30 protein-coding genes are annotated in these 24034 nt (G+C 47.5%); all 30 read right to left on the bottom strand.

Annotated features, from left to right (window positions below):
- Positions 1-5: 5 nt before the first annotated feature.
- Positions 6-1628 (bottom strand): pyocin knob domain-containing protein, encoded by a 1623-nt coding sequence (locus tag G9F48_RS02020; RefSeq protein ID WP_165408945.1) that lies wholly within the window; start codon positions 1626-1628, stop codon positions 6-8.
- A 2-nt stretch (positions 1629-1630) separates the two neighbouring features.
- Positions 1631-1903 (bottom strand): hypothetical protein, encoded by a 273-nt coding sequence (locus tag G9F48_RS02015; RefSeq protein WP_003154822.1) that lies wholly within the window; start codon positions 1901-1903, stop codon positions 1631-1633.
- Positions 1900-2478 carry a YmfQ family protein gene (locus G9F48_RS02010; RefSeq protein ID WP_165408944.1) on the bottom strand — a complete coding sequence of 193 codons (579 nt, stop codon included), beginning with the start codon at positions 2476-2478 and terminating at the stop codon, positions 1900-1902. Before G9F48_RS02010 ends, G9F48_RS02015 begins: the two co-directional genes overlap by 4 nt.
- Positions 2462-3508, bottom strand: a complete 1047-nt coding sequence (locus G9F48_RS02005) for a baseplate J/gp47 family protein (RefSeq protein ID WP_165409127.1) — start codon at positions 3506-3508, stop codon at positions 2462-2464. The genes G9F48_RS02010 and G9F48_RS02005 overlap by 17 nt, the downstream gene beginning before the upstream one ends.
- A complete protein-coding gene (locus tag G9F48_RS02000) occupies positions 3501-3926 on the bottom strand; it encodes a DUF2634 domain-containing protein (protein WP_165408943.1) in 426 nt (141 codons plus the stop codon). The genes G9F48_RS02005 and G9F48_RS02000 overlap by 8 nt, the downstream gene beginning before the upstream one ends.
- Positions 3927-4029: 103 nt before the next feature.
- Positions 4030-4296: a DUF2577 family protein gene (locus tag G9F48_RS01995; protein ID WP_003154827.1), complete on the bottom strand. Its 267-nt coding sequence runs from the start codon at positions 4294-4296 to the stop codon at positions 4030-4032.
- Complete coding sequence (locus tag G9F48_RS01990; RefSeq protein WP_165408942.1) at positions 4296-5273, bottom strand: XkdQ/YqbQ family protein; 978 nt, start codon at positions 5271-5273, stop codon at positions 4296-4298. Before G9F48_RS01990 ends, G9F48_RS01995 begins: the two co-directional genes overlap by 1 nt.
- 13 nt (positions 5274-5286) lie before the next feature.
- A complete protein-coding gene (locus G9F48_RS01985) occupies positions 5287-5946 on the bottom strand; it encodes a LysM peptidoglycan-binding domain-containing protein (RefSeq protein WP_146283603.1) in 660 nt (219 codons plus the stop codon).
- Complete coding sequence (locus G9F48_RS01980; protein ID WP_165408941.1) at positions 5939-10981, bottom strand: transglycosylase SLT domain-containing protein; 5043 nt, start codon at positions 10979-10981, stop codon at positions 5939-5941. The genes G9F48_RS01985 and G9F48_RS01980 overlap by 8 nt, the downstream gene beginning before the upstream one ends.
- Positions 10969-11121 (bottom strand): hypothetical protein, encoded by a 153-nt coding sequence (locus tag G9F48_RS01975; protein WP_015239684.1) that lies wholly within the window; start codon positions 11119-11121, stop codon positions 10969-10971. The genes G9F48_RS01980 and G9F48_RS01975 overlap by 13 nt, the downstream gene beginning before the upstream one ends.
- 41 nt (positions 11122-11162) lie before the next feature.
- On the bottom strand, positions 11163-11609 hold the full coding sequence (locus G9F48_RS01970; protein WP_003154836.1) for a phage tail assembly chaperone: 447 nt from the start codon (positions 11607-11609) through the stop codon (positions 11163-11165).
- 75 nt (positions 11610-11684) lie between these two features.
- On the bottom strand, positions 11685-12128 hold the full coding sequence (locus G9F48_RS01965; RefSeq protein ID WP_003154837.1) for a phage tail tube protein: 444 nt from the start codon (positions 12126-12128) through the stop codon (positions 11685-11687).
- A 1-nt stretch (position 12129) separates the two neighbouring features.
- Positions 12130-13527, bottom strand: coding sequence for a phage tail sheath family protein (locus G9F48_RS01960; protein ID WP_165408940.1), 1398 nt, complete (start codon positions 13525-13527; stop codon positions 12130-12132).
- On the bottom strand, positions 13527-13736 hold the full coding sequence (locus G9F48_RS01955; protein ID WP_003154839.1) for a hypothetical protein: 210 nt from the start codon (positions 13734-13736) through the stop codon (positions 13527-13529). Before G9F48_RS01955 ends, G9F48_RS01960 begins: the two co-directional genes overlap by 1 nt.
- Positions 13733-14179, bottom strand: coding sequence for a hypothetical protein (locus G9F48_RS01950; protein WP_039251775.1), 447 nt, complete (start codon positions 14177-14179; stop codon positions 13733-13735). The genes G9F48_RS01955 and G9F48_RS01950 overlap by 4 nt, the downstream gene beginning before the upstream one ends.
- Entirely contained in the window at positions 14176-14679 is a 504-nt protein-coding gene (locus G9F48_RS01945; RefSeq protein ID WP_156735156.1) for an HK97 gp10 family phage protein, read from the bottom strand. The genes G9F48_RS01950 and G9F48_RS01945 overlap by 4 nt, the downstream gene beginning before the upstream one ends.
- Positions 14676-15032 carry a DUF3599 family protein gene (locus G9F48_RS01940; RefSeq protein WP_007610806.1) on the bottom strand — a complete coding sequence of 119 codons (357 nt, stop codon included), beginning with the start codon at positions 15030-15032 and terminating at the stop codon, positions 14676-14678. The genes G9F48_RS01945 and G9F48_RS01940 overlap by 4 nt, the downstream gene beginning before the upstream one ends.
- Entirely contained in the window at positions 15029-15412 is a 384-nt protein-coding gene (gene yqbG, locus G9F48_RS01935; RefSeq protein ID WP_003154846.1) for a protein YqbG, read from the bottom strand. The genes G9F48_RS01940 and yqbG overlap by 4 nt, the downstream gene beginning before the upstream one ends.
- Positions 15413-15428: 16 nt before the next feature.
- Positions 15429-16364, bottom strand: a complete 936-nt coding sequence (locus tag G9F48_RS01930; protein WP_007407274.1) for a phage major capsid protein — start codon at positions 16362-16364, stop codon at positions 15429-15431.
- Positions 16365-16390: 26 nt separating this feature from the next.
- Positions 16391-17236 (bottom strand): XkdF-like putative serine protease domain-containing protein, encoded by an 846-nt coding sequence (locus tag G9F48_RS01925; protein ID WP_015417286.1) that lies wholly within the window; start codon positions 17234-17236, stop codon positions 16391-16393.
- 19 nt (positions 17237-17255) lie between these two features.
- Positions 17256-18647 carry a phage portal protein gene (locus G9F48_RS01920; RefSeq protein ID WP_088005490.1) on the bottom strand — a complete coding sequence of 464 codons (1392 nt, stop codon included), beginning with the start codon at positions 18645-18647 and terminating at the stop codon, positions 17256-17258.
- Positions 18648-18695: 48 nt separating this feature from the next.
- Positions 18696-19994, bottom strand: coding sequence for a PBSX family phage terminase large subunit (locus G9F48_RS01915; RefSeq protein WP_052585744.1), 1299 nt, complete (start codon positions 19992-19994; stop codon positions 18696-18698).
- Positions 19991-20788, bottom strand: a complete 798-nt coding sequence (locus tag G9F48_RS01910; RefSeq protein WP_165408939.1) for a terminase small subunit — start codon at positions 20786-20788, stop codon at positions 19991-19993. The genes G9F48_RS01915 and G9F48_RS01910 overlap by 4 nt, the downstream gene beginning before the upstream one ends.
- A 112-nt stretch (positions 20789-20900) precedes the next feature.
- The gene (locus G9F48_RS01905) at positions 20901-21413 is read right to left on the bottom strand and encodes a sigma-70 family RNA polymerase sigma factor (protein WP_025851821.1); all 513 of its coding nucleotides are present in this window, start codon (positions 21411-21413) and stop codon (positions 20901-20903) included.
- Positions 21414-21526: 113 nt separating this feature from the next.
- Positions 21527-21730, bottom strand: coding sequence for an XtrA/YqaO family protein (locus tag G9F48_RS01900; RefSeq protein WP_003154859.1), 204 nt, complete (start codon positions 21728-21730; stop codon positions 21527-21529).
- A complete protein-coding gene (locus tag G9F48_RS01895) occupies positions 21720-22061 on the bottom strand; it encodes a hypothetical protein (RefSeq protein ID WP_015239676.1) in 342 nt (113 codons plus the stop codon). The genes G9F48_RS01900 and G9F48_RS01895 overlap by 11 nt, the downstream gene beginning before the upstream one ends.
- 97 nt (positions 22062-22158) lie before the next feature.
- On the bottom strand, positions 22159-22326 hold the full coding sequence (locus G9F48_RS01890; RefSeq protein WP_003154863.1) for a hypothetical protein: 168 nt from the start codon (positions 22324-22326) through the stop codon (positions 22159-22161).
- Positions 22326-23126, bottom strand: coding sequence for an ATP-binding protein (locus tag G9F48_RS01885; protein ID WP_032861409.1), 801 nt, complete (start codon positions 23124-23126; stop codon positions 22326-22328). Before G9F48_RS01885 ends, G9F48_RS01890 begins: the two co-directional genes overlap by 1 nt.
- The gene (locus tag G9F48_RS01880; protein ID WP_165408938.1) at positions 23026-23853 is read right to left on the bottom strand and encodes a phage portal protein; all 828 of its coding nucleotides are present in this window, start codon (positions 23851-23853) and stop codon (positions 23026-23028) included. The genes G9F48_RS01885 and G9F48_RS01880 overlap by 101 nt, the downstream gene beginning before the upstream one ends.
- Entirely contained in the window at positions 23843-24022 is a 180-nt protein-coding gene (locus G9F48_RS01875; RefSeq protein WP_033574556.1) for a hypothetical protein, read from the bottom strand. The genes G9F48_RS01880 and G9F48_RS01875 overlap by 11 nt, the downstream gene beginning before the upstream one ends.
- Positions 24023-24034: the final 12 nt, after the last annotated feature.

Below are 24034 nucleotides of genomic sequence, written 5' to 3'. Positions count from 1 at the left end.
CTCCTTTACGTGAGTGCCAAAACAAGGTCAATATAATAGCCGTTCACGTTATTTTCTATATTGGCCATAATTCCCGTCAGCTTCATATCTCCATTAGAATAGATAATAAATTTGCTGTAACCGGTGGTGCCGCTGGCTGCAACCATAGTCACAACGCCTTTGGCCGGCGCACAAGAGGACGGCACACTCCCGAACACCACTTCTCTGTCCGTAAGAACGTGTCCGTTCAGGTGAAGGGTGTTTCCCACTTTGCGGTATTGAAGCGGCCTGTCTCCTGATTTAGCCCCATTTTTATAAGGAACATTTATCCAAGGTACATTCTCAGTATCAAGTTCGGTAACGAGGCGACGCCAGCCCTGCCAGCCCAAGTTCAAATCCAAATAGTTCGTGAACATATTATTTTTATAATCGACGGCAATGACATACCCAAACGTTCCTTTCCCCTCACTGTCAAGAGAGGTAAAATGAAACATGCCGCGGGTTGAAGCGTTGCTCGGACTGTTTGCCGCTTTGCCGGTTGAATAAAAGGTGCCGAACGCCCTGCCGTTTTTAACGATTTTTTCAAGAAAGTTATCATCATCACCAATTGTCAGAAGATAGCCGCCGTTATCGTTTGTTATTTTCGAAAGCTGTGCGCCGTTCCACATATCTTTATCCGCCTGTGTGACATGAATATCTTTTTTATTGGCGTGAGCGTCTACTTTTGCTTGAGAGCCTGAATCTGTTTCTTGTTGGCTCCATTCCGACCATACGCCTTTAGTGCTGAAACTTCGGACGTAGATGGGATTTCCGGCGGTCACTGTGTCTATAAACATTTGGACAAAAGTCGGTGATGCTCCGCGGGTTCTTTGCATGACAATTAATTGTCCGTATTCCGCAGGTTTATTTTCCGTATGCTGAACTGATATATAGTAGATGCCGGACGTTTTTATATTGTCTAAGTTTGTTTCCGTTACCGTTTTAGCATTCCCGTCATTGTCAGTCAGATTGAATAACTGCCCTGCATTCCATTTGTCTTTGTCAGATTTGGTTACATGAAGATCTGTTTTGTCGGCATGCTCATTTACTTTTGCTTGTGCTCCGGCAGCTGTTTCAAATGGCATCCATTCCGTCCAGATGCCGTTTTTCAGCGTTTTTCTCCAAAATCCCCCGTCATTTGAGAAAGCGGCCGCCTCTCCGTTATTCTTTGAAGAATAAAGGTATATACCCTCTGACGGTTTAGGCAGGGTATTTATTCCAGTTGCAGCTGCTGAGAAAGTAAAGGTCTTATTCTGGCTGGCAGCGGTCTGATGAAAATCCTGTCCGTCAGAGATATCAATAAAAGCGGAGCCATTATCTTTTGTGATTTTAGACAATTGCCCGTTATTCCACTTCTGGCGCTCTTCTTTCGTCACATGCCGGTCCAGATCTTGATTGTGCCGGTCAAAATCTTTCTTTGCTGCCTGCTGGACGTTGTCCACGTTTCCGAGGCCGATTTGCGCCTTTGTCGTTTTGTGCGGGTTGTTCATGTCGTTTTTATGGGCCGCCAGATCCGTGTGGGCGTCTTTTATGCCTTTTTCCCAGCGGTTGACGTCATCTTCATTAATCGGATCGTCCGGAAGCCAGTCTGTTTTTTCTTCGTAAGCCATCGTTACACCACCTCAAAGGTAAATCTTAAATCAAGCGTTCTGTTATTGCTGAGATCTAAATTTGTTTTTCGTTCTGTAATGACGCTTCCTGTTTCGTCAAGCATCTGCACGGTTTCAATGTGTTTGACGTCTTCTTCCCTGCGTGTGAGAACGGTGACTGCGGCATCTTTTACGGAAATGTCCGCAATCGGAGTTTCTTTGCCGTTTAACAGCACTTTCGTGATCCTGTTTTTCAGATCGGCTGCGGCACGCTGTCTGTAAGCGGCTGATATCATGGTAAGACCACCTCGTTATTGTTGAGTGTGACGGAATAACCGACCTTCAGTTCACTGACTTTTCGGTATCTCCGATTGTTGAGAATGACCCGGTCTTTGATTTCCAGTGTTTCGTTTAATGCGGCTCTCAGTGTATACGCCAAATGAGCGGGTTTGATTTTTTCAAGCGTTTCAATCAGCTCGTTCATGTGCTGCAGGTCATCAAGCCCGATATCGGTATAAAAACGATACTGCCCCGGGAACATCCGAACATAAGCTGACGGATGTTTTAAAAAACGGTTTAGCGCCTGCTCGATCGCTTGATGGGTGATGGGCGGAATATTCGACATCTTCGAAATCAGCCTGAGCCGTCTCATATCCTCCGTGTCACCTGATTCCCGCGGTATTTTTAATATTTTTTCCCAGCGGTCAAGCCCCCATGTCGCCGTCGTGATAAAGAGCTGATCGGTCAAATCGAAAATATCGTTATTCTGCCGCTCAAACTCAGGAGCTTCCGCCTCAAGCAGTTGTGCCATCTCTTTTAATCGGGTTAAAAACGGCGGGAGGTACGCCGTCATCTCATCGAGTCTGCTCAAGGATTGTCACCCCTTTGAGTTTAGGAATTTCCACATCACTGAGCACGAGATTTTCCGCCGCACCGTTCATTTTGATATCTGCGTAGTCACTGACGGATGCCGCGTTATAAACGATGTTGTTAATTTGTGATAAACGGACGGTGTTTTCTTCGAAGGCCATTTTCTTAAATAAATTCAGGACGCCTTTTTCAATCTCCGCTTTTACGTCATCGATCGAGCTGTTCAGCTCAGGCAGCACGGAAGCGGAGATTTCGATTTCTTTCCATACGGCGCTTTCCACCGTTACTGCCGCTCCGATCGGCGCCTGTCCTTCTCCCTGCCCTTCGTCCGGATCAATATAATCCTTTACTTTTTTGATCAGAATATCTGATGCCGGTTCCAAATTCGCATTTGTGATGACAACTTTCACCGTTCCGTCTCCGTTCCAAAGCGGGAAGATTTTTGCCCTGCCGACGCCGTCAACCTCTTCGGCCCATTGTTTATAATGCTGTTTATTTGCGCTGACTGCCTCCCGGCGGACACGGGTAAAATAGCGCGCCCTTAAGCTGTTGTCATCTTCTTCCTCACGGCCGGGAATTAATATATCGCGCATGACTGCTTTCTCAAGCCCGGGTATCGTATCAAGCGGCAGCAGGTTCTGCCCCGAAATGCCGGCATTGCCCGCTTCACCGGCTGTTTCACATTCAAGCGTTCCATCCCCCGTATATTGAAAATACAGGTTATCAACGAAGAAACGGGAGCCTGGCGGAATGGTGATGCCCGCTGTGAATTCTCCGGCTCTGACCGCTTTTGTGGCAGGTGTTCGTTCAATTCCCGCTTCAGCAGCACGCCTGTCCAGAAATTCTCCCTGAGCCGTATCGGAAAACACGAGCTCCAGCACGGTATCCAGCCAAATATAAGACTTTGCGAGCTCAGCGGCCGCAGGCGCGAGCGCATTGTAAATGACGCTGCCTTCTCTCGTATCAATGTCCGCCGTAACGCGCGCCAGCATTCTGTCCATAATGTCGTCAAACGTCTGAGCTTCAAACATCCTCACCCAGCACCTCCTCTATCTCAAGCATGCCCTCATCAGTTTCAACGGTAAAAGAGACGACGAAGGCATCATCTTTTTTCTCAATCTCAAAATTGGTAACGGCCAAAATCCGGTCATCATACAGCAAGGCTTCTTCTATCAGTCTTGGAATCTCCATTTTTTTATAAGCATCCGTCGTGTTCTGATCTGAAAGCACTTCCTGAAGTTCGTTTCCGATATCATGGCTGAAAACCGAATATGAATACCGTTCTGTGTGAAGAGCGATATAGACGAATTGTCTGATTGCGTCCAGTCCGTTTATCAGTTCATTGGTAATCCGGTTGTTTTCAAAATCAATTCGGTAGGTTTGTGAAGTCTCAACGGCCTCACTCGCATCCTCCAAATCTTCAAATTCGATTTCCGGTGTCAGGGCCATTGCACCCGCTCCTTTTAGATTTGTTCATGTAAAAAAGCCCTCTTCGGCAGATGAAGCGGCTTTAATAGGCTGATATTCCCGTATATCTCCGTCCGGATGCCGGTTAAATTTTGTCCAGTACAAAGAAAGACTGTCCTCCTGTTAAAGCGGCGGTCATCACCCGATCTCCCGCCTGGAGCTGATCCTCTCCCCCGGATCTCAGCCGCTTCGGCACAATGAGTGCATCAGACGGAATCAAAAGTTTGTCGTGATCTTTCAGTTTCAGCTCGAGCGGCGAAACGGAGGTCACTTCGGCCGGCATCAGCTCCACCGGCGCTTCGGCGTCAACCGCTCCGACGGCTAAATGTTTAATGGCATCACTTAATCTCATCAGGATGTCCCCTCCGGAAGTGAATTTTTCTCCGTGACATCAATCGTCATGGTATGTTTTGTTCCTTGGAATTCATGGCGGTCCGTATCTACATAATAGGTTTTCTTCAGCCCGATTTCCGGAATTGAAATATAGACGGGCAATCCGCTTTCCAACCCAGGAATACCGATCGCCTGTATATTTTTCAGCTCTTTTTTAATGCCTTTTTTCTCAGCCTGCTTCACTTTTGCGCGCTGTTTCAGCTGGGCTTCGTTAATGTCGTCAGAAACCGTTTCGGTATACTGCAAAACGCCGAATGTTTTCATGCCGGCGCTGTCTGAGGCGGAAGCCTTTATCGTTTTATTGTCTTTTTGCAGCCGCATGACGACACGGGTTGCGGTGTCATCAATTGAGGTGCTGTATTGATACCCTGTAATATTAACTCCTGTTTCCAGCACCCATATGTCAGACGGCTCCGGCCATTCACGCAAGCCGAGACTGCCTTTTTCTGAATAGAGCTGATAATTGCGCCCCGTCTGGCTTTTTGTCTGCTTTAACGCTTTTATCATCATATCGTAAAGGCTTGTATCATTTTTAAAAACGAGTGATTTAATGGTATGGCCTGTGTTGGCAATGGATGTGACGGGAATTTGAAAATCGCTGGCGATCCTTTTTAATATTTGATCAGCGCGCTTGTTGGAAAACACGTAAACGTCCTGGTTTTTCACAAGGTATTGGAGCATATCGTATGCGGTGAAGGCGACGGTATGCTCATCGGGCGTTCTTGCAAAAACAATGCCGCGGAACAGCTCTTTTCCGTTCCATTTGAACAAAACCGTATCCCCTTCTGATACGCCGTAATACGTCTGGCTGCCCTGCTTTACGACAATCGTCGCTTCGATGGAGCGGGGCGCCTGATATCTGTGTCCTTCCAGCGTTACGCTTTCTGTGACAAGCTCGAGCCACTCCGTTTCTTTTATGACAAATAGTTCAATCATCTTTTCACCCGTTTCATTGCGGTATCTTCAGCTTCTGCCCCGGGAAGATCCAATGCCCCGGCTGCCGGATATTCCGTTTGCTGCGCTTAATCATGGCGGTTTTATTCGCGTTCCAGATTTTCCGCCACTCTGTGTGTTTTCCGTAAAACCTGCCGGCGATGTCCCAAAGCGTATCCCCTTTTTTGACGGTATATGTTTTGGGTGAAGCTTTGGACGGGCGCTTCGCTTTCGTTTTTTTCTTTTGTTTGATTTTTCTTGGCGAAGCGGTTTTATATTCTTTCAGTACGATATCAAAATTCCGGTCGCCGATTTCATTGTCACCTTCGCTGTAATTAAAGCTTTCAATACTGCATGTGACATTGATTTTTGTCCCTGTAATCAAAAACTGAACGGGTTTTTTCGCTTTCATCCATGTTTCAATGGCTGAAATGGCTTTTTCCGGCGAAGGAATGCTTTGATATTCGGCAATCGGGCTGTACCGTTTCGGAAAAAAAGAAGAGAACGAAATTTCTTTCGCTCCCGGTTCTTCGATAAACGTCACCTCTCCAAGTCCGGTGACTTTCACGGAATCATTCTGCACGCTGTTTGCGATATCAATCGCTTCAGGGAGAACGGGAAGCCGGAGCTTGTCCTTCCCCTGAGACAGCCAAAATTCGTAAACAGATTTAGTCAAAAGCAACGGCCCCCTTTGCTCCGGTATAAATGTCTTTTTGCAGTTCATCAATCAGCGCCTGTTTGATTTTGGCGGCGAGGCTGTCGGCGTCCTGTCCGTTATGGAAATGCTGATCGCCGCTGAATTCGATTTTAATTTCTTTTGTTCCCGTTTTTTGAACGGTTTGTCCGCCGCCTTTAACGGCTGCGGATACCGTGCCGGCTGAAAGCGCCGCCGGTTCCGTCTGGGACGGATCGGACACTTCCATTCCGAGCGCCTGAGCCGCTTTTTGCAGCAGATAACGGCCGCGGATGCCCCGCTCTTCAGGGATGATCCACTCCCGTTTGTTCCCTTCGCCGACACGGGCGATCTGCTCCTTGGTAATCAGACCCCCATTGGCATAACCGACGTAAGGGCCGCCATGAGCCATACTTTTAATCCCGGGGACATTGCTGATCGAGCCGTATCGGCTTTTAATATAGCCGATAGCGGCAGCGGCGTTGTGGATTGGATTTCTGATATCATTCATGCCCGGCGCTTTGTGATCTTCAAAGGTGCTCGGGATCGTCTGCATAAGCCCCTGTGACGGGTGTCCGGCTTTGGCGTTGCTGTCCCATAGATTAATGGAATTAGGGTTGCCGCCTGACTCATGCTGTGCGATCGTCATTAATCCCGGAAGCCAGCTGATCGGCGTATTGGTTGCTTTCATTGCGGCCAAAAGCCATTCTTTGACGCTTCCTCCCGCTGCACCCATGCCGGAAAAGGCTGCTGCAAGCGAGCCTGCCTGTTTTTCGGCGTATTTTTTCACGTCAACTGAGCTGAGACCTTTGACGACGCCGACTGAAGCAAAGCGTCCGAGACTCATCATGACACGGGAAGGAGAGTGTATATCAAGCTCTTCCCTGAATGCGTCCTCGACTTTTTTGGCCATATCTTTGGCCGCCTGTTTGACTTCGCTTCCTTTTGCAGTCATTCCTGATACGAAGTGTCCGATCAGGCCTGACCCCCAGCCGTTCGCGGAATCTCTTGATTGCACAAACGGTTTATTGATATGTGTGCTTACGTATTGCGACGTTCCCGTATCTTTTGCATTCTGTCCGGCCGAATAACCTTTCACTGTGGCGGCGCCCCATGATGACGATTGATTAACCGCCGATTGATAAGGTGTTTTCACCTTTGTTTTTAAAAACGAATCAGTGCCCGTCTGTGACGTATTCTGACCTTTGGCATAGCCCGCAGCGACTTGCTTTCCGTAATCGGGCGAAGACGAAATAAGGGCGTTAAACGGCGTACCGATGTTTTTCTCTTTCCAGCCGTCCATATCCACCGCTTTATTGCTGATTCCGCTGTCAAAGCCTTCAGTAAACTGTTTGCCGAGTGATGAAGCCGTCCCCGCAAATCCGGAAGCATCCACAGACGCAGCGGCCGATACAGACGCCGAAGAAGAAACACCGCCCGCTCCCGCCGGCACAGCGGAAGACTGAGCCGAAGCCGCGCCCATATCATCGACAACACGCATGCCGAGCTTAGACGCAGCTTGTGAAAGCAGCATCTTCCCGCGGCCGCGATTGTTGTCGACGGGGATGACAAATTCTTTACCGGCTTCACCGATCCAGGAAATGGTCGGCTTTGTAATGTAGCCGCCCGTGGCGTTTTTGTCCGGTTTTTTCTTTTTATCTCCGCCGCCTGTGACGAAGTCCATTACGCCTGAAATCAATTTGCCGCCGGTTTTATCCCAAATCTTTTTCACCCAGTCGAATGCTGCAGAAAAAGCATCTGATATGGCTGTTCCCACTTTTACAAGAGGTTCTTTTATATGTTTCTCAAACCAGCCGCTTAACCCTTTCCATATATCCTTTACCGTATCTAAAGCAGTCGTGAAAGCGTCTGATATTCCTTTTCCGACTTTTTCCACCATGTTTTTCACCGGGTTCCAGACGATATCCATGAACCAGCCGGATACCGTACTGAAGACAGATTTAATTTTATCCCAAGCTCCTGTGATTTTACTCCAAATGGACGTCGCTACTCCGACGACAGCCGATTTTACGGGCTCCCAGACAGTGCTCATAAACCAGCCGGATACTGTGCTGAAGACACCTTGAATCGTCGTCCACGCATTCACGATATTTGACCAGATGCTTGTTGCCACTCCGACGACAGCCGTTGAAACCGGCGTCCATACATTCTCCATGAACCAGGATGACACCGTGCTGAAAATCCCTTGAATCGTTGTCCACGCATTCACGATATTTGACCAAATGCTTGTCGCCACTCCGACGACAGCTGATGAAACCGGCGTCCAAACATTTTCCATGAACCAGGATGAAACGCTTCCCCAAGTATCTTGTATTGTTGTCCAAGCACTTTGCGCCGCTTTGGAAATATCATTCCATGTGTCTTTCAAAGCCCCTGAATCAAAGGCCTCTCCCAAACTGGAACCGCCTAAACTGCCGGCGATGCCGCCTACCGCGCCGCCGATTAATGTGCCCACTCCAGGAACAACGCTGCCGATTGCCGCTCCGGCCGCGGCTCCTGCAAGACCGCCGCCTGCTGAGCCGACCTTCTCTCCTGCATTATCTTTATTGATGCCGGCTAAATCAGTAAGTGACAACAATTCACCTATGCCGGGAATTCCTTTAGCGGCACCTTTTAACCCTTTCATACCGCCTTTCAGCGCCTTTGAATCTCCTAAGCCTTTCAAAAGCCCGCCGATGCCTTTACCTGCCCCTTTTGTTTTCGGCGTGTTTACGGATGCCTGTTTACTTTCCTTTACAGAGGAGCCTTTTTTCGAAGATTTATTTCGCCCTTCGACTTTACTGCTTTTGCCCATTGTCACTCCGGTACAGCAGCAGCACCCCCCAAAAGCCCCGCCGGTTTTTTTGGCTGACCTTCCTGAAGATTTCGGTGATGGTCCCGTGCGCTGCGGACCCTTTGTCAGATCAGGACGCTTCGGGCTGTTGGTGCCGCCGGCAGAAAGGCCCCCCTTACTCTTTTCTTTTTTCGTGCCGCCTCCTAATAATCCGCCGATATTGAGTTTGCCTAATTTTTCAGCGATTCCTGAAAATATTTTTTCTATTAATTCCCCGGCTTTTTCGATGATTTTGTCCGGGCTGAATTTCTCAAATTTCTTGGCAATCTTGCTGACAATTTTATCAACAAATGCCTCGGCTTTTTCGATGATCGCATCAGGGCTGAACTTGCCGAACTTTTTATCAATGCCTCCGAACAGTGATGATGTAAACTGCTCCACTTTTTCCAGAATCTTATCCGGATTGAGAAAATCGAATTTCTCAGAAATTCGGTCAATCGTGTCATTTACAAATTGTTCGGCGCGGTCAATTAGCTTATCAGGACTGAATTTACCGACAACGTCGTCGACTTTCTTCATAAACGAATCAGTAAAATGATCCAGCTCTTTCAATATGGTCTCCGGACTGAATTTGCTGACAACGTCATCAACCTTTTTCATAAATGAATCAGTGAATTTATCCAGTTCTTTCAATATGGCTTCCGGACTGAATTTACTCACGACCCCGTCTACCTTTTTCATAAACGAATCAGCGAATTTATCCAGCTCTGCTAATATCGTTGCCGGACTGAATTTGCTCGCGATCTCATCTACTTTCCCCATGAATGAGGTCGTGAACTTGTCCAGTTCGGCTAATATCGTTGCCGGGCTGAATTTGCTCGCGATCTCATCTACTTTCCCCATGAATGAGGTCGTGAACTTGTCCAGCTCCGCTAAAATCGTTTCCGGGCTGAATTTGCTTGCGATCTCGTCCACTTTTCCCATGAATGACGTCGTAAACTTGTCCAGTTCGCTTAAAATCGTCTCCGGGCTGAATTTGCTTGCGATTTCATCTACTTTTCCCATGAATGACGTCGTGAACTTGTCCAGTTCGCTTAAAATCGTCTCCGGGCTGAATTTGCTTGCGATTTCGTCCGCTTTTCCCATGAATGATGTCGTGAACTTATCCAGCTCCGCTAAAATCGTTTCCGGGCTGAATTTACTTGCGACTTCATCCACTTTTCCCATGAATGACGTCGTGAACTTGTCCAGCTCTGTTAAAATCGTTTCCGGACTGAATTTGCTCGCGATTTCGTCCACTTTTCCCATGAATGACGTCGTGAACTTGTCCAGTTCTGCTAATATCGTTGCCGGGCTGAATTTGCTTGCGATTTCGTCCACTTTTCCCATGAATGACGTCGTGAACTTGTCCAGCTCTGTTAAAATCGTTTCCGGACTGAATTTGCTTGCGATTTCGTCTGCCTTTTTCATAAAGTTTGCGGCGAATTTGTCCAGTTCCGCGATAATCGTTTCCGGATAGAACTTGGATGCGATGTCATTGACTTTTTTCATGAAGGTGTCTGCAACGGAATCAAGCATTGAAAAATCGGTTTTCGGCGAAGCAGGAGCAGCAGATGCAGAAGCTTTTCCGAATTCCGGCATATTCTTTTGCATTGCAGCCAGCTGTGCTGTCACCGTTTCGTTTAACGATAATTGAATGACATTGTTTTTTCCCGTCAGCGAATCAATGCCCGCTGAAATTCGGCCGACTGTTTTCATGACATGATCTATAACGCGTATAGTGACGGAATACCCGTTTTTTAACGCAGATTGCATGTAGCGTTTGATGCGTTCCATGGCAGGGGTCACTTCGTCTGACGCATACAGTGAAACGGTAAATCCTTTGAAACCCGCAGCCAGATTCCGCAATCTCTCAAATGCCGCTGTCGCGCTGTCTTTTGCTCCTATTTTAACGGTTAAAGACGCAGGCAGACCCGCTAATTGGGCTTGCACCTTTTGAATGACGGCACTGGCTCCGTCTTCAGCTGAAATAGAGATCGTTTGTGCGCCCAGCTTTCTTTTCATAGAGCGCTGAATGCGGTCAATTGTTCTTAAAACAGATTTACTCTCTTTGCGTATATCAATTTCACTTTGGCGTTTTGTCATTTTCCTGTATTTCTCAAGCGCTCTGAAGCCATTTTGGATTTTCCTTATTTTCTTTGAAACCCGATCTTCCAATTCAAAACGGGCGGTCAGCTTTGCCATGATGTCGCTCCCCCTTTCTTCGCTTGTTTTTCAAGAATGTCCAGCTTGTAACCGATTAAACCGTACAGCAGCGCCTTAAAATGCCTCGGTGCTTCATATAACTCTTTCAGTTCTGATGGAGAATAATGAAGCTCATGCATCGCGTAATAAAGATACACGGCTTCCTTATTCCCATCTTTTATCAGTTTTTTGCTTCTTGCTCCAGGTCTTCTAATTCATCTTCAAAACCATTGATCTCAATCGCTTTATTCAGCCAGTTTGCATATTCGCCGCCGACTGAAAGAACGCGTTTCGCGACTTCGACCGGATCTGCCGTTTTGTAGGCATCACGGAGCTCCTTAGACCGGAAATCAGGGTAAATCGTAGATTCAACTGCGATCCGCGCATAAAAGCGCTGGCTGTCTAAGTCTTTTACGCGGCCTCTGCCTTTTACATTTTTATAAGTCGTGCTTTCCTTTTCCAGTTCATCAATGCGTTCCGTCGTAATGGCTTTAAAAATAAAAGGCACGATGTTTCCTTTTTTATCGACAAAACGCTTTGAAAGCGGAACGCGGATCTCCTCAGCCTCGACTGTTTTACCCGGCATAAAGAATGACAGATCATATACTTGTTCGTTTTTTTCGCTCATGATGAAAACTCCCTTACTCTTTTTTTTATAAAAAACAGGCCTGTACAAGGCCTGTTTCATTCATACTGATTTTGATTAAAACGTTTCAGAAAGCTTTTCCGGCACATCGAAATCTTCAAAGGTAAACGGCACTTCTTCTTCAAGCGCCTCTGAGTCTACGTCCAGTCCGGCGATTTTTGCAGAATCAAAGTTGACGTCATACAGGGTGACGCGTTCTGTTCCGCGGCCTGATGATTTGTCGTCAAGAACGGCTTGCAGCGTAAAATACGGGTCGCTGCCTTTTTTCACGTAATCCATCATAAGCACGGCGAATTTGGATGTGACTTTATAGAACGTCGCTGTGCCCGTTCCGTTGGCGCCAGTCGTTTTATGCCCCGTCATGCGGCGTCCCATGATATTTACTTCTGATTTATTTTTTTCTACGTTTGCTTCAAACGTTTTAATATGCGCCATCTCTTCTCCATCGAGAAATAAACGGCCTTCTTTTCCTGAAATTGTATTTTGCGCTTTTAATGCCATCTTAGTTTACCTCCACATTAAAGTAGAATTTTTCTGCTGCATCCACAGGCTGCACGGCGAGATCAATTAAAAAGCCGTCGCGGTCTTCATTAAGGCCGATTGTAATGTCTTTGTCTGAATCAAAGTTAGCGATGCCGCCCGCATCCTGAAGCGTTGTTAAATATTGAATAATCATCGTTTTGACGAATTGAAGGCCGTCGTTTGTCGCTGGAAGATCGCTTCCGGTGCCTTTTTTCGATTTAATTAAAGCTTTCAGTTCACGTGTCAAATCGTTATTCACCGCATCAAGCACACGGACGATTTTATTTTTCGCGAACTTTTTGTTTTTCTCTGCCGTAAATGTCACCAATGAGTTGATATCTTTTTCAACGCTGACTGACTTATCACGGGCGTCATAAGAGAAAAGGAATTCACCTTTGGAAAGGCGTTCGATCACTTCATCATGAGTCAGGCGATGCAGCACATCGACCGCGCCTTCGTATTCAACGAAAGTTAAGGATTGGTTAAATGCAGCGGCGGCACTTGCACCTGCCACCCACGCGGTCGCATCTTCAGCTTTAATTTCGGTTCCGTCTTCAAGCAGCACACCTTCAGTCACATTGATAATGCCTTCATAATCCCCGCTGTAATGGGCGGTCACCCCTTGCACTTTCTGTCCCTGCCCATCGCGAAGGCGTTTAATGAATGCGGCAAATGTCGCTTTCAGCTGATCATTTTCCGCGACAGGAAGAGCGATGACATCGAAATTCTCCGTTTCAGCCGCAGCTAAAAAATCCGTATAGTCTGAGTTGACCGGTGCTTTATCAGTTCCTCCCGCGAGACGGATGCCTGCCTGCGGGTTTAACGTTTCCCCGGATTCTTCCTCAGTGCCTGTCAGCGGGATGGAAGCCGACAGTTCGCCCGTTCCCGTAAATGTGACATAGCCGTTTGCTTTTAATTCTTCGGCTTTTTTCACCGTTTGTTTGTCAACTTCCGCTTCATCCATGTAAGTGGTCACATCGAAAGCGGTCTGATCAAGGACATTTTCACTGATGCGGATGATGATGTCATTTCCTTTTGAACCCCCGTACAAAGCGGTTGCTTTAACACCTTGCGAAAGATCTGCGCTCGCTCTGATTCCCTCTGTCAGACGGTACATCAAAACGGTTTTTGCTTTCTTTTTCGCCTCACGAAGCAGAATCAGTGACGGATCTTCAATACTGAGCCCCACTTTTTTATTCAAATCTTCAACGCTTGAAATGGAAACGAATGTTTTCGCTTCCCCCCAGCCGGATGCGACGGGAAGGGCGACAATCCCGCGTTCACCGATCGATACCCGCTCCTGGGCGGTTGTTTTAAAGTTAAAATAGATTCCGGCACGTTCTTTTTCTTTTCCTTGCGTAAATGTTCCGCCGTTCATTATTGCATGACCTCCTTGGTTAAAAATGCTTCAATGTAAGACTTGGCTTGCGCTTTTGTCATTTGTTTTTGCTTCACGCCGAATAAAGCCCCCTGGAGAATCTCGGGTTTTACGCCGAAAAGCTCCTTCGCGTGCTTTGTTAAATCCGCCGTGTCATAAAGAACCGCTCGTTCCGCAGTTGCGGCGTTTTTCTTTTTATATTGTTTCACTTTTGTTTCACCCCGCTGTTAATGTCCACATCCCGCAGTGCGGGAGATGTTTGTTTCTGATAGTAGTAGCGGCTCGTCCAGCGGATGGTGATCACTGCCTCGCCTTTGTCTCCGACTCTTGTTTCGATACGGCTGATGCGGACGAAATCACCGGTATCCTCCCCTGATTCCGTAAGCAGCGGAATCAGCTGTCTTGATTCTCTCACCGCATCGGCGATCCGGTCGGCTGCATAGAGCGCCTGCACCGAGTCGGCATGGAACAGCTTCACATTCAGACTGTATGTCTTCTTAAAGGTGGAGACTGTGTCATTCTCGTCAAAAGCGTACGGGGGCGGGATGTAAAGTGACGGCACCTGAAATTGTTCAGGCAGTTCATTTTCATATACGGGCACGCCGCATTGCTGATACAAAAAAGCGGCGATTGAACCGGTTTCGCGATTCATCCGATATCTCCCCCCAACGTGTTAAGCCACTGATTGAAACGCTTGTCCAGCGATTCGGCGAAGAGTGTTTCATACAAAAGAAGGGCTTTGTCCCAAAACCCATTTCCGCTGATCCACTGTTTTTTGAGCGCCATTCCCGTTGAAGCTGACGGATCATAGATGAACCGGGAGCCTTGAAAATACCCGGGCACCCATCTGACATTTTCATCTGAGACGGTCCAATGTCCGTCATTTATGAATGAGGCATACTCTACATTGGTGCCGATTTCAAGGGTCAGTCCCCCGTTTTCAATGATCCATACATGATCCTGCGCTCCTTTTCGGAAAGAAGACAGCAGGTTTTCTGTATCAATCCCTCCCGAATGAATAAGCTCCTCCCGTACCAAGTCGAGAAAATCCTCTCCTGACTGTTCCAGCCATTCGCCTGCCTGACGGGCAAATTCTCCGGATGATGCCTTTTGCAGCGACCGATTCCATTGTTCAAGGTTTTTTATGTTCATAGTCTGTCATCTCTCACAGCGATAACCTCCCAATGGTGCTGTCTTGCTTTCTTCGGCATTTCCAGAATATACGCCTGGCCTTCCCAAATGATTTTGTCATTGACACGCACAACGGCCTCTTTCGGAAAATGAACGAGAAACCGCTGATATACCTTATGATCAGGCTCAAGCTGAATAAGCTGCTGCTGTTTTTCAACAAACAGACACGGCACGTCTTCAGCATCGGGCACTTCCGGATAAGAAAAGACAGGCTGGAGCTTTTCGGCGGGAATCCCGAAGCGTCCGGCCTTCGGAACTGACACCGTCTCATGATAAATATCGCATCTGTCAGTGAGCAGCCGTTCGTAGCTCATAAAGGTCTCACCTTTGCGTGTGCAGAAACCGGGGAATAACCCGGCGCGATATATTCACAGAGCAGATGGTGCACCGCCGGTTTTCTGATTCCGCCTTCACCTGCCACCGTATACGAGTAGTCGCCTATCTTTTCAGATTGATAGGCGGAAGCGGCTGCTTCATTCTGGTTGATCAGCGCAAAATATTGAGAAAGCTTTAATAACGCAAGCTTAATCTTTTCGGGAAGCGGTGAGTAAACAGGGTCAGTGAACGAATGCCCCGCCATTCTGGCCGCTTCCGCCTCCGCCTCCAGAATGTCCTGTATAAGAAGCGGCTCCGGCCTGTTTTTGACTTGATCATAAACTGAATATGAAACAACGTCAGACGGCTGAATTAACATAACTGCCACCCCCGTCTTATTCTTTAACGTTTACGATTTTGGCGCTTGCATCTTCTTCTTCAAATTTGCTGTCAAGTTTAGCCGTCAGTACGATAATAAATTTGCGGCTGCGAATATCTTTATCTACTTCGATTCGGATATTCCGTGAAAAACCGAGAATGATATTTTTCGGGTGAGTCAGAATGATGTCAGACGCATCGTACTGGGAATCACCTTCTCCGACTGAGTACGGCTGCAGATTGGACACTCCTTTGACCGGAACGCCGAATGCTGAAGACAAACCGCCCTGCACCGCAAGATCTCCCAGATTGGTCTGACGGTCAGCCACACGGTCTTTCCATTCAATCTCCATGCCTTGAGATGTGTAAAATCTGAATTCCTGAGGCAGGCGCAAATATTTTGCCGGAATGGCTTTTAAGCCTTTTTTAAATGTGGCTCTCGACAGCTCTTCCCCGTTTCCGTCAATGACGTGAGATACAGTCTGCTTACGGATTCCGTCAAGCTGTGCCAAGTACGGATCAGAAGAAGATGTATCGCCGTTTACGACAAGCTCCTCAATATCGACTGCCGCCCGCTCCGCCAAAATCTGCATGATCGTCTGCTGCAGGCCGTCTTTTTCAATATTGTTTTCAAGCGTGTCATAGGTGATATTAATTTCCGCAATGACTTCTTTCGTATTCAGCTGCACCGTACTTGTTGCCGGGACGGTCAGCTGATCGTCAGTTAAGGCTTTTCCTTCCTCAGCGGCACGCAGAATACGCTGGCCGAAACCGATTTTTTCAAATTTCTGCGAGTCATTTTCCATTTGAATCACACGTGATTCGCTGAAAATGGTCGGCGTGTTCTGCACCATGCGGATAAATGCTGAAGCTTGTGCGGGGTTCATTAAACCGCCGCTTTTTAAAGCGGAAAGTGACATTTCCGCCTTTCTGATGATATCTTGATTTCTCACTCTACAGTTCCTCCTTCTGACTGGGCTTAAAGCAGTCCGCTCCAAATGGATTTTTTAACAGGCTCTTGCCCGCCCGTCTCTTCTTCCGGCTGCTTTGATGCGCCTCTTACTTTTTCAAGCGCTTCAATGCGTTTAATAATCGGCGCCAGCATGTCCTCAACAAGCGTTTTCAGCTTTTCTTCATCAGACGGCGCAGCCGCCCCGTCTTTGTCTTCCGTGTTCTGGTCCAAACTGTCAAGCCGCTTTAAAAGCGGGTGCAGCGCGTGTTCAATCGATTCTCTTACGTCTTCTTTTCTCATCTTGTTCAAGTCCTCTCCCTTGCGGTTTCTTGATTTGCGGTCACGGTCGAGAAATTGCTTGACCGCGCCGAATAAGCCGGCTTGCTTTTCTGCCGGCTCTTCGTAAACGTCAGCGGTTCCCGCCATGCTGTAGCCCGTAATGATACCGGCTTTAATCTGATCCCATACTTCATCGGAAGCTTTGGTGACAAGCACCCAAGATCCTTTCCGGATCACAGCATTCCCGATTTCAAAGTCATCCGGGGCGACGTACGACTCCACCACCTCGCCGGTCCCGCCTTCAAAGTTATGATTTGTATCGATGTTGCGGGCGTCCGCCAAAAAACCGTGAGCGGCCTTTTCAATCTCTTCAGCCGTCATATAATCGCCATGTGCATCCGGGACATCCGGCTCGTAAACGATGCCGTAAACAAGCTTCTGCTCATCCGATTCGTTTTTTGTAAACACCTGCACCTTTTTTTCAAATGACGGAAGGCCTCCGGCTGATTTTGTAAAAAAGAATTCCGTTTGGTTCGCCGCCTTATCGACATAGCTCACAAAACTGATGACAGCATTTCTCAACTCTCTCGGCACGAGATGTTTTCACCCCCTTTCAGGATTGCTCCTTTTTCCCTTTCAGCACCGGCCGGCTGTAGTACTCTTCAGGCCATTCCTCAAGCGTCTTGCCGAGCACTCTTCCCGCCAGATCACGGAGGTCATTAGGAGAGACCGCGCCGGCGGAAATAAATGGCGTAAGCACCTTCGCAATTTCAAGCGGATCGCGAAAATCAGGCCCTTTTAATGTGAGCTGTACATCGTGGAGACCCAGTTCAGGCAAAAATAACGTGTTGAGCTTATTAATCAGCGTTTTCCGCTCCGGCTGAAACACCTGCTCCTCCGTGATTTTCCGTGCCGTATCGGCTGTGGCTTTGTTGTATTCCTGCGCCTCGCCCGTATAAAGCGGCGGGAGACGGAAAGCGGAACGGAGTTTATTTCTGCTTTTGTCGTCATATTCAAGAAACAGCGCATCATCCTGCAGAATTTCCGCAAGTGATTTAATTTCCACAGACACGGGCGTAATGTCTTCGCCTCCGTGAAGGTCTTTTTCCTTCGCAATCCCTTCCGCCTCAATCAGCAGAAATTTGTGGGCGTTTTCCACCCCTTCCAGGTCATTCATATAATCCTGAAGCTCTTTGTACGAGGTTTCTGACAGCATGCCGTTTTCAACCGTAATGGCGGCCGGCACGTGACGGCCCTGCTTGAAATACATAAAATTCAGTTCTTCCGCTTTCCGGGCGCCGTACAGATTGACGATATTGCCGACCCAGCGCGGAATGCCGTAAGTGCCGCTGCCGATTTTTAAGTGAATGGCTTCATTTGCCCGGTATTCTTCAGACAGGGTCTTTACGTATTCACCGGTTCTCATGTCCATCATGCGGGGATCGCCGTATTCCTTAAAAAACACTTTCCGTCCGTTCAGCATCTGAACATATTTACGGAACCGTTTTTGCCTTTTAATCGTTTTGGATGCGCCGTTTTCTTCATATGAAAATGTAACTTCAACGGGATCAGTCACACCGCAGACGCGCATATGTTTCACATCCAGATATTCAATCCCCGCCGGTTTTCCCGCGCCGTCCCGAAGCACTTCGAGAAAACCGTTGCCCGTTTTTTCGCGGTCTTCTATCGCATATCCGAGGACCGTCTCGGCCGATTCATCAAAATGAAGACATTTGTAAAAGCTCTCCAGCTTCATCCAGTTTTTTTCGGCCCGGGCCTTTTTAGACGGTGAGCAATCTGGGCTATTTACATCAAAGGTATATTCCACGTCGAACCCAAAACCCGTAATATTGACCCGATACGCGTCAATGCACTGCTGAAGAATCGTCGAGTATTCGGCGATTGTTTTCAGTTCAATGAGATTATAGGGCGGTGAAATGATGTCTTCGCCGTACAGATCGGCAAATTGATCTTCGTTCATCTGCCTTGCCTGCGGCGCGGCCATTTTTGATTTAAAGACGGTGGCTCTAACGTTTTGATAGTTCGGCAACGCCTATCTCCTCCTTTCCCGATTCGGACGTCTCCGTTTTTGTGATGCATCTTTCAGATCCGCCGCGTCATAGTCATCCAGCGCATACCAAATGGCTGAAAGTGTGTGGGGATCAATTGAAAACTCATCTTCCGACAGAGCGCCATTTTTGTTTTTTGCGTACGTTAAGTTCTGCAATTCGCGGATCGTATTTTCACAGCTGTCTGAGCAATAGATATGTTTGAACCGTTTCAGCTTTTTTGTATACTGAAGTCTTGAGCCCGGAAACTTTTTGGCCGCGACCATGCAAAATCCCTGCCTGCGGAAATATTGGATGCTTTTCGGCTCAGCCGAATCCGCTTTGATCAGCTCTTTTTGATCCGCCAATTCTTGAAGCTCCTCAGCTGTCTGATCATCGGTCATTTTGTTTTTGTAATACTCCCAGAAAATATAAAGATCTTTATGATCCGGATCGACGGCTAGCCGGATGACCGCATTGTATGACTCTTCAAAACCGAAATCCATGCCGGTCCGAAACAGGGGGCGCCTGATGGAAGCAATCCGCTCCGTTACTTCGTTGTGCTCCATGACCTGAAACTGCGGAAACACGCGGATGCCGTTGACGCCGAACCGTCCTTTGCGGGCGATCCGGTACAAGTCAGGATCGTAATGCCGTAAGCTGTCCAGCTGCTTAATATAGCTTTTCGGCAAAAACAGATTATCGCACGCTGTGGAATGGTGATAATACGTATCTCCCTTAACGACGGTGCCTTTTTCATACAGCGTCTGATCATCCAATACGAACCGTTTGTTTTGCTCATCACGAAAAAAATGCCGATACGTCCAATTGGAGGTGCCGACGGGATTTGTGGTGCATATCATATGAAGCGAAAGCTCGGGATGACGCAGACGGCCGATCAGCTCCTTAAAGCCTTCATACTTCACTTCAGAGCATTCTTCAATCCAAATCAGTGAAATATGATGAATGGATTTCAATTTGGCCGGGTTGTCCATCCCTTTAAACATAATCCGGCTTCCGTTTGAAAATCTCAGCTGCATCGGCGAAGAAACGGCCTTTACGGCATGTCCCAGCTCAAGCTCTTCGATAATGTCCTCAAACAAGGCAAAAGTAGAATCTCTGTGCGTATCGAAAACTTCCCGCACGACAAGGGCCGTCCGCTTTTCACGAAGCAGCTTGAGGATGATTTTCAGCGCGGTATGATAGCTTTTTGACGAGCCGTAGCCTCCGACGAGAAATTGGTACGTTTCATTCCAATTGAACAAATAATCTTCAAAGCGCGGGTTGACCGCTTTTTCAATCATGTCCGTTCCTCTTTCCGCGTAATGACAATGTCAATCGGCTTTTGGCTGTCTTCTGTTTTTTCCATCTTCTGCTGAGCCAGCTTTAATTTTTCATTTTCGATTTTTTGTTTAAATTGATCGGGGAAAAGATCAAAGTACAAAGACAGCTTTTCAAGAGCCTTCATCTTGTCGGCAAGCTTTATTGCAATGCCTTCTTTCCCGAGTTTTGCTTCCGTGACGATGGTTCCGTCCAGAAGGTGCGAATCTTTAACGTCAACGTAGCTGATCTCCTGCATAATCGGATTATCATTTTCGTCAAAGAGCGGCCCTGATTTTCCGAAGGCCTGAACCTCTTTTTTTCCGAAGGTTACATAATCGGTAATGTCGGCGAAAGCGATTTTCACATAGACTTGAAGAACGTCCATCGCTTCGACAAACACTTTATTGACCATTTCCTTTTTCATGCGGCTGATTTCTTTAGCGACTTTTTCGTTTTTTAACAGCCTGCTTCCCGTCACATGCGCGCTTTCCGGTGAATACCCGGCTTTTATCGCAGATTGGGTGGCGTTAAAGCTTTTCACATAATAAAGACAAAACAGCCGCTGGCGTTCGTTTAACTCATCACCTTCGCCCGGGGTGTTTTTTCCGCCGCTTTCCGCATTCTTATTGAGCGCCTCGTCCCAGCGCCCTTCTTTTTTCCATCTGCCGATCGTTCTTGCGGATACACCTGATTTGCCGGCAAGGGCGCGATTTGTGATGCGGCCTTTATGAGACTGATAGATTGTAAATGCCTGTTCTCTTTTTGCGTTTTTCATGCTACGGCATCACCGCCACCTCCGACATGATTGTCTATAATAAAAAGCGGCTTCTAATCGGGCCGCTTTTTGTGATCGTCTGTTCACTTCTAGGTGGCAAACGTATGACAACTTATGAAGCAGGCGATTGATTTCTTTGTTCCTGCTGTTTTTGAATTTTCAGAAGCGCCCGTTTGACCGTCGTTTGTACGGTTGATTTCTTTACATTCAGCAAGGCGGCGATCCGTTCATACGAAAAGCATTCCGCTTTGTGGAGCAGCAGCATTTCTTTTTCTCTATCCGTTAAAACGGCTAATGCGTCCCGCAGTCTGATTCTGTCTTCTTCAGTCACATTTGCGGACGGTTCAAACATCAGCGCCTGCGAATAGGTTTCTATGATTCTCGGATCTTTAATGAGCATTCTCTGATAAGCGTCTCTGCGGTCTATCGCTCTTCTTATGCCGGGCTGCCGGCCTTTTTCAAGCCATTCGATGACATACTCCAAATCTGTAATAATCGTTCTGATGATTTTTTTATCTTTCAGTTCTTCTGAAGTAAGCACCGTTTCATCGGCTGCCTCCAGCTGCTTGTACCACTTTTTCGTCTCTTTCAGCGTGCGTTTATAGTCAAATAGTAAGTCTTCCATGTAGATCCTCCTCTTTTTCGGAACAAAAAAAGGACACCAACCAATGCGCAGCATGTGCGCGATTGATCAGTGTCCGCAGGCTTTCCGTCTTGGACGTATTCTGTTTTTTTCGATTAATTCAATTTAAAGCCGATTTCATATTCGACCCGGGCCAGATCCCCTTTTCGCGTTTCGACAAGCGTTTTGCCGTGCTCCGGCGCTTCGGCGAGCCATGCTTCCTTCTTCAGTCCGTCTACTATAATCACCCGAACCTTGCCTTCTTCCAGCTGGCTTTTTAATGTTGTATGTTCAATGTCAGTCAGTTTTTTAGGATTCATGTTTTACGTCCTCCGTCTTTTTCAAAATGTTCACTTCATGTATGAGGCTTCCGAGCTCATTTATGAACGCTTCTTTTTCTTCAGAACTTTCTCCTCGGAGCAGGCGGAGAGCCGTTTCAGCCGCCTCAAAGAGTTCCGGGGCTTTCGCCATCAATGCCGCGTTGATCTGCTGTGAGTATGAACTTAAGTTGAAAACGGCCGCGATGAGCCTTCCGTTTGAATAAGGGAACTTCTCTTTATCCGCTTCGCTGTAAGCGGAATAAATGTAAATGGGTTTTTCTTCTCCGCTGTGTACGGCCCGCCATGGAGCGGGGCTGTGTTTTTCTTGCAATGGTGATCCTCACTTTCCATCAGCCTCATGCCATGCTTCAATTTGCTTTTCTATCCGTTTCGCCCTGAACAGCAGGCAAAAAAGCCATTTGATATATTTACACACGTGCATCAAGCCTCGCTTTTGCGTCTTGAACCATTCGTTCAAGCCGTTTAATGACCGGCGTTAAATCAGTGCCTGTTTTGCAGTTCGGGCAAGGGTGAAAGACAGCGCCGAAACCCGTTTCCGTCACAATGACCTTCTTCGGCCCGCACAGCTTACACATTATCTCGCCCCCTCTAATCTGTGGTTTACGTCAAATGAATTGCCATTAATGATGACTAAATAATCGCTGCACATCTCATAAATTCTTGTGCCCAAGGCTTCATCAACCTGCACCAATCCGTCACAAGCCAGCTCGCTCGAGATAAGAACCGGCTTATGATTTAAATAGCGGTAATTCACGACGGCATACATTTGTTCAATCTGCCAATCGGTCGCCCGGGGTTTTCCGTTCAGCGGTTTGAACAGATCGTCAATAAAAAGCACATCCGCCTGTTTCATACGGCCAAGCTTTGCATCAAGCAGATCAAAATCATTTTTTAAATCCGTAAAGCCCTCCACAAAAGGAAAATACAGCACCGGTGTCTGCTTCTGTCTCATGACATAATTGCTGAGAGCGGTCAAAAGATGGGTTTTTCCCGACCCCGGACGCCCTAAAAGGGCAATGCTGTTTTTCCGGCAGTTTTTCATCTTGTCGAAGTTCTCAACATATTCAAGGGCGCACTCATATGCGTCGACGACTGCCTGAGGCTTGCCCCGCGTGATAAATCCTTTGAAATCCAGCTTCCGAAAGGCATCTGTAATCTCACTTGCGCCGAGAATGCGTTCCACTTTTCGTTCGGCGGCGCAGCGGCACTTGACCCACACATCCATTCCCAGCTGGTTTTTGAGATAACCGCCCTGATCTTTACAGAGCGGGCAGTCAAAGCGGCTTTTGTCTGATTCTTCCGGTCTGTCCGCCAGTAATGGACGTTTTCCGTTTTTCAGGTCTGCAAGAATCTGCTCGATCGTTCGTTTTGTCATGTATCGTATTCCTCTCTTTTTTTGTTGTGATTGTCCTTCCCGCAATTCGTGCATTCAAGCGGTCTTCCATAAACTTGGCGCAATAGCTGAAAGCCTTGATCGTTTCAGCTGAAGAGGTGCGCCGCTGTTCAAAAGCGGTAAAGCATTCGCCGAGCCATTTGATTGCTTCTTGTGCTGATGCACCGAGGGAAACAATACGGGCGATGGCCTGATAATCCCGGGGCGACGGGTATACGCTCCGCCCCTCCTGTGCAGACCTTAATCTGATAAAATGGGCGGCAATGTCGTTAATCGCTTCTTCAGCAGTATGATTTTTTGTTATATCTATTTCTCTCCGGACATTTTTGTCCCGGTGATCCGCCGATATTGTCCGGTCTGTAACTTCCGGGCGGGTCAATGTCTTTTTCGGCGTGAATCTTTTCGAGTGCTTTACGGAGACGATGAGTCCGTAAGGGGCGCGGACGGTTTTGATATACTCATGCTGTTCCAAGCTCTCGAGCCACCGCCTGACGGTTTTTTCGCTGACCGCGAATACATCGGCCATTTCTCTTGCTTTTACGGGCTTATGTCCGAGGACGATCCCCCACTTTACGCCGTCTTTTACATGTTCCTTTGTCGTTGAGCTGATGAACCATAAAAACAGCCAAATGGCGGACCCTATTTTGTCATAATGTTCTGAATTCAATAATCCGGAATAGATGAAAAACGGGTAGCTTTTACGATTCATAAGGGACATCTCCATTTTTCTTCAGACCTATATAGCGTTCATACTGCAATCGGTTATCAAATCGGAATACCGGTAGTCCGCAAGCGGTAAAAGATATCGAACCGCCTGCTTTTCCTAAACATCTCTGGTCAGCCGGATTGCTGCTGAAACGGATGATTATCGGCTGCATCTCTCACCCTCC

The sequence above is a fragment of the Bacillus sp. EKM420B genome (assembly GCF_011065565.1).
In the GTDB taxonomy this organism is placed as follows: Bacteria; Bacillota; Bacilli; order Bacillales; family Bacillaceae; genus Bacillus; species Bacillus velezensis.
This window is presented reverse-complemented; position numbering and strand designations above follow the sequence as displayed.

Excerpts from the sequence above, each read along its gene's own strand:
- G9F48_RS01965 (WP_003154837.1), bottom strand. The coding sequence starts at position 12,128 with ATGGCATTAAAAGCGCAAAATACAATTTCAGGAAAAGAAGGCCGTTTA.
- G9F48_RS01890 (WP_003154863.1), bottom strand. The coding sequence starts at position 22,326 with ATGTGTAAGCTGTGCGGGCCGAAGAAGGTCATTGTGACGGAAACGGGT.
- G9F48_RS01970 (WP_003154836.1), bottom strand. The coding sequence starts at position 11,609 with ATGAGCGAAAAAAACGAACAAGTATATGATCTGTCATTCTTTATGCCG.
- G9F48_RS02020 (WP_165408945.1), bottom strand. The coding sequence starts at position 1,628 with ATGGCTTACGAAGAAAAAACAGACTGGCTTCCGGACGATCCGATTAAT.
- G9F48_RS01945 (WP_156735156.1), bottom strand. The coding sequence starts at position 14,679 with ATGAACATAAAAAACCTTGAACAATGGAATCGGTCGCTGCAAAAGGCA.
- G9F48_RS01880 (WP_165408938.1), bottom strand. The coding sequence starts at position 23,853 with ATGAATCGTAAAAGCTACCCGTTTTTCATCTATTCCGGATTATTGAAT.
- G9F48_RS01920 (WP_088005490.1), bottom strand. The coding sequence starts at position 18,647 with ATGGCCGCGCCGCAGGCAAGGCAGATGAACGAAGATCAATTTGCCGAT.
- G9F48_RS02005 (WP_165409127.1), bottom strand. The coding sequence starts at position 3,508 with ATGTTTGAAGCTCAGACGTTTGACGACATTATGGACAGAATGCTGGCG.
- G9F48_RS01960 (WP_165408940.1), bottom strand. The coding sequence starts at position 13,527 with ATGAACGGCGGAACATTTACGCAAGGAAAAGAAAAAGAACGTGCCGGA.
- G9F48_RS01950 (WP_039251775.1), bottom strand. The coding sequence starts at position 14,179 with ATGAATCGCGAAACCGGTTCAATCGCCGCTTTTTTGTATCAGCAATGC.
- G9F48_RS01990 (WP_165408942.1), bottom strand. The coding sequence starts at position 5,273 with ATGATTGAACTATTTGTCATAAAAGAAACGGAGTGGCTCGAGCTTGTC.
- G9F48_RS01975 (WP_015239684.1), bottom strand. The coding sequence starts at position 11,121 with ATGCATGAGCTTCATTATTCTCCATCAGAACTGAAAGAGTTATATGAA.
- G9F48_RS01900 (WP_003154859.1), bottom strand. The coding sequence starts at position 21,730 with ATGAATCCTAAAAAACTGACTGACATTGAACATACAACATTAAAAAGC.
- G9F48_RS01940 (WP_007610806.1), bottom strand. The coding sequence starts at position 15,032 with ATGAGCTACGAACGGCTGCTCACTGACAGATGCGATATTTATCATGAG.
- G9F48_RS01910 (WP_165408939.1), bottom strand. The coding sequence starts at position 20,788 with ATGAAAAACGCAAAAAGAGAACAGGCATTTACAATCTATCAGTCTCAT.
- G9F48_RS01980 (WP_165408941.1), bottom strand. The coding sequence starts at position 10,981 with ATGGCAAAGCTGACCGCCCGTTTTGAATTGGAAGATCGGGTTTCAAAG.
- G9F48_RS01905 (WP_025851821.1), bottom strand. The coding sequence starts at position 21,413 with ATGGAAGACTTACTATTTGACTATAAACGCACGCTGAAAGAGACGAAA.
- G9F48_RS02000 (WP_165408943.1), bottom strand. The coding sequence starts at position 3,926 with ATGGCCCTGACACCGGAAATCGAATTTGAAGATTTGGAGGATGCGAGT.
- yqbG (WP_003154846.1), bottom strand. The coding sequence starts at position 15,412 with ATGTTAATTCAGCCGTCTGACGTTGTTTCATATTCAGTTTATGATCAA.
- G9F48_RS01885 (WP_032861409.1), bottom strand. The coding sequence starts at position 23,126 with ATGACAAAACGAACGATCGAGCAGATTCTTGCAGACCTGAAAAACGGA.
- G9F48_RS01915 (WP_052585744.1), bottom strand. The coding sequence starts at position 19,994 with ATGATTGAAAAAGCGGTCAACCCGCGCTTTGAAGATTATTTGTTCAAT.
- G9F48_RS01995 (WP_003154827.1), bottom strand. The coding sequence starts at position 4,296 with ATGAGATTAAGTGATGCCATTAAACATTTAGCCGTCGGAGCGGTTGAC.
- G9F48_RS02015 (WP_003154822.1), bottom strand. The coding sequence starts at position 1,903 with ATGATATCAGCCGCTTACAGACAGCGTGCCGCAGCCGATCTGAAAAAC.
- G9F48_RS01875 (WP_033574556.1), bottom strand. The coding sequence starts at position 24,022 with ATGCAGCCGATAATCATCCGTTTCAGCAGCAATCCGGCTGACCAGAGA.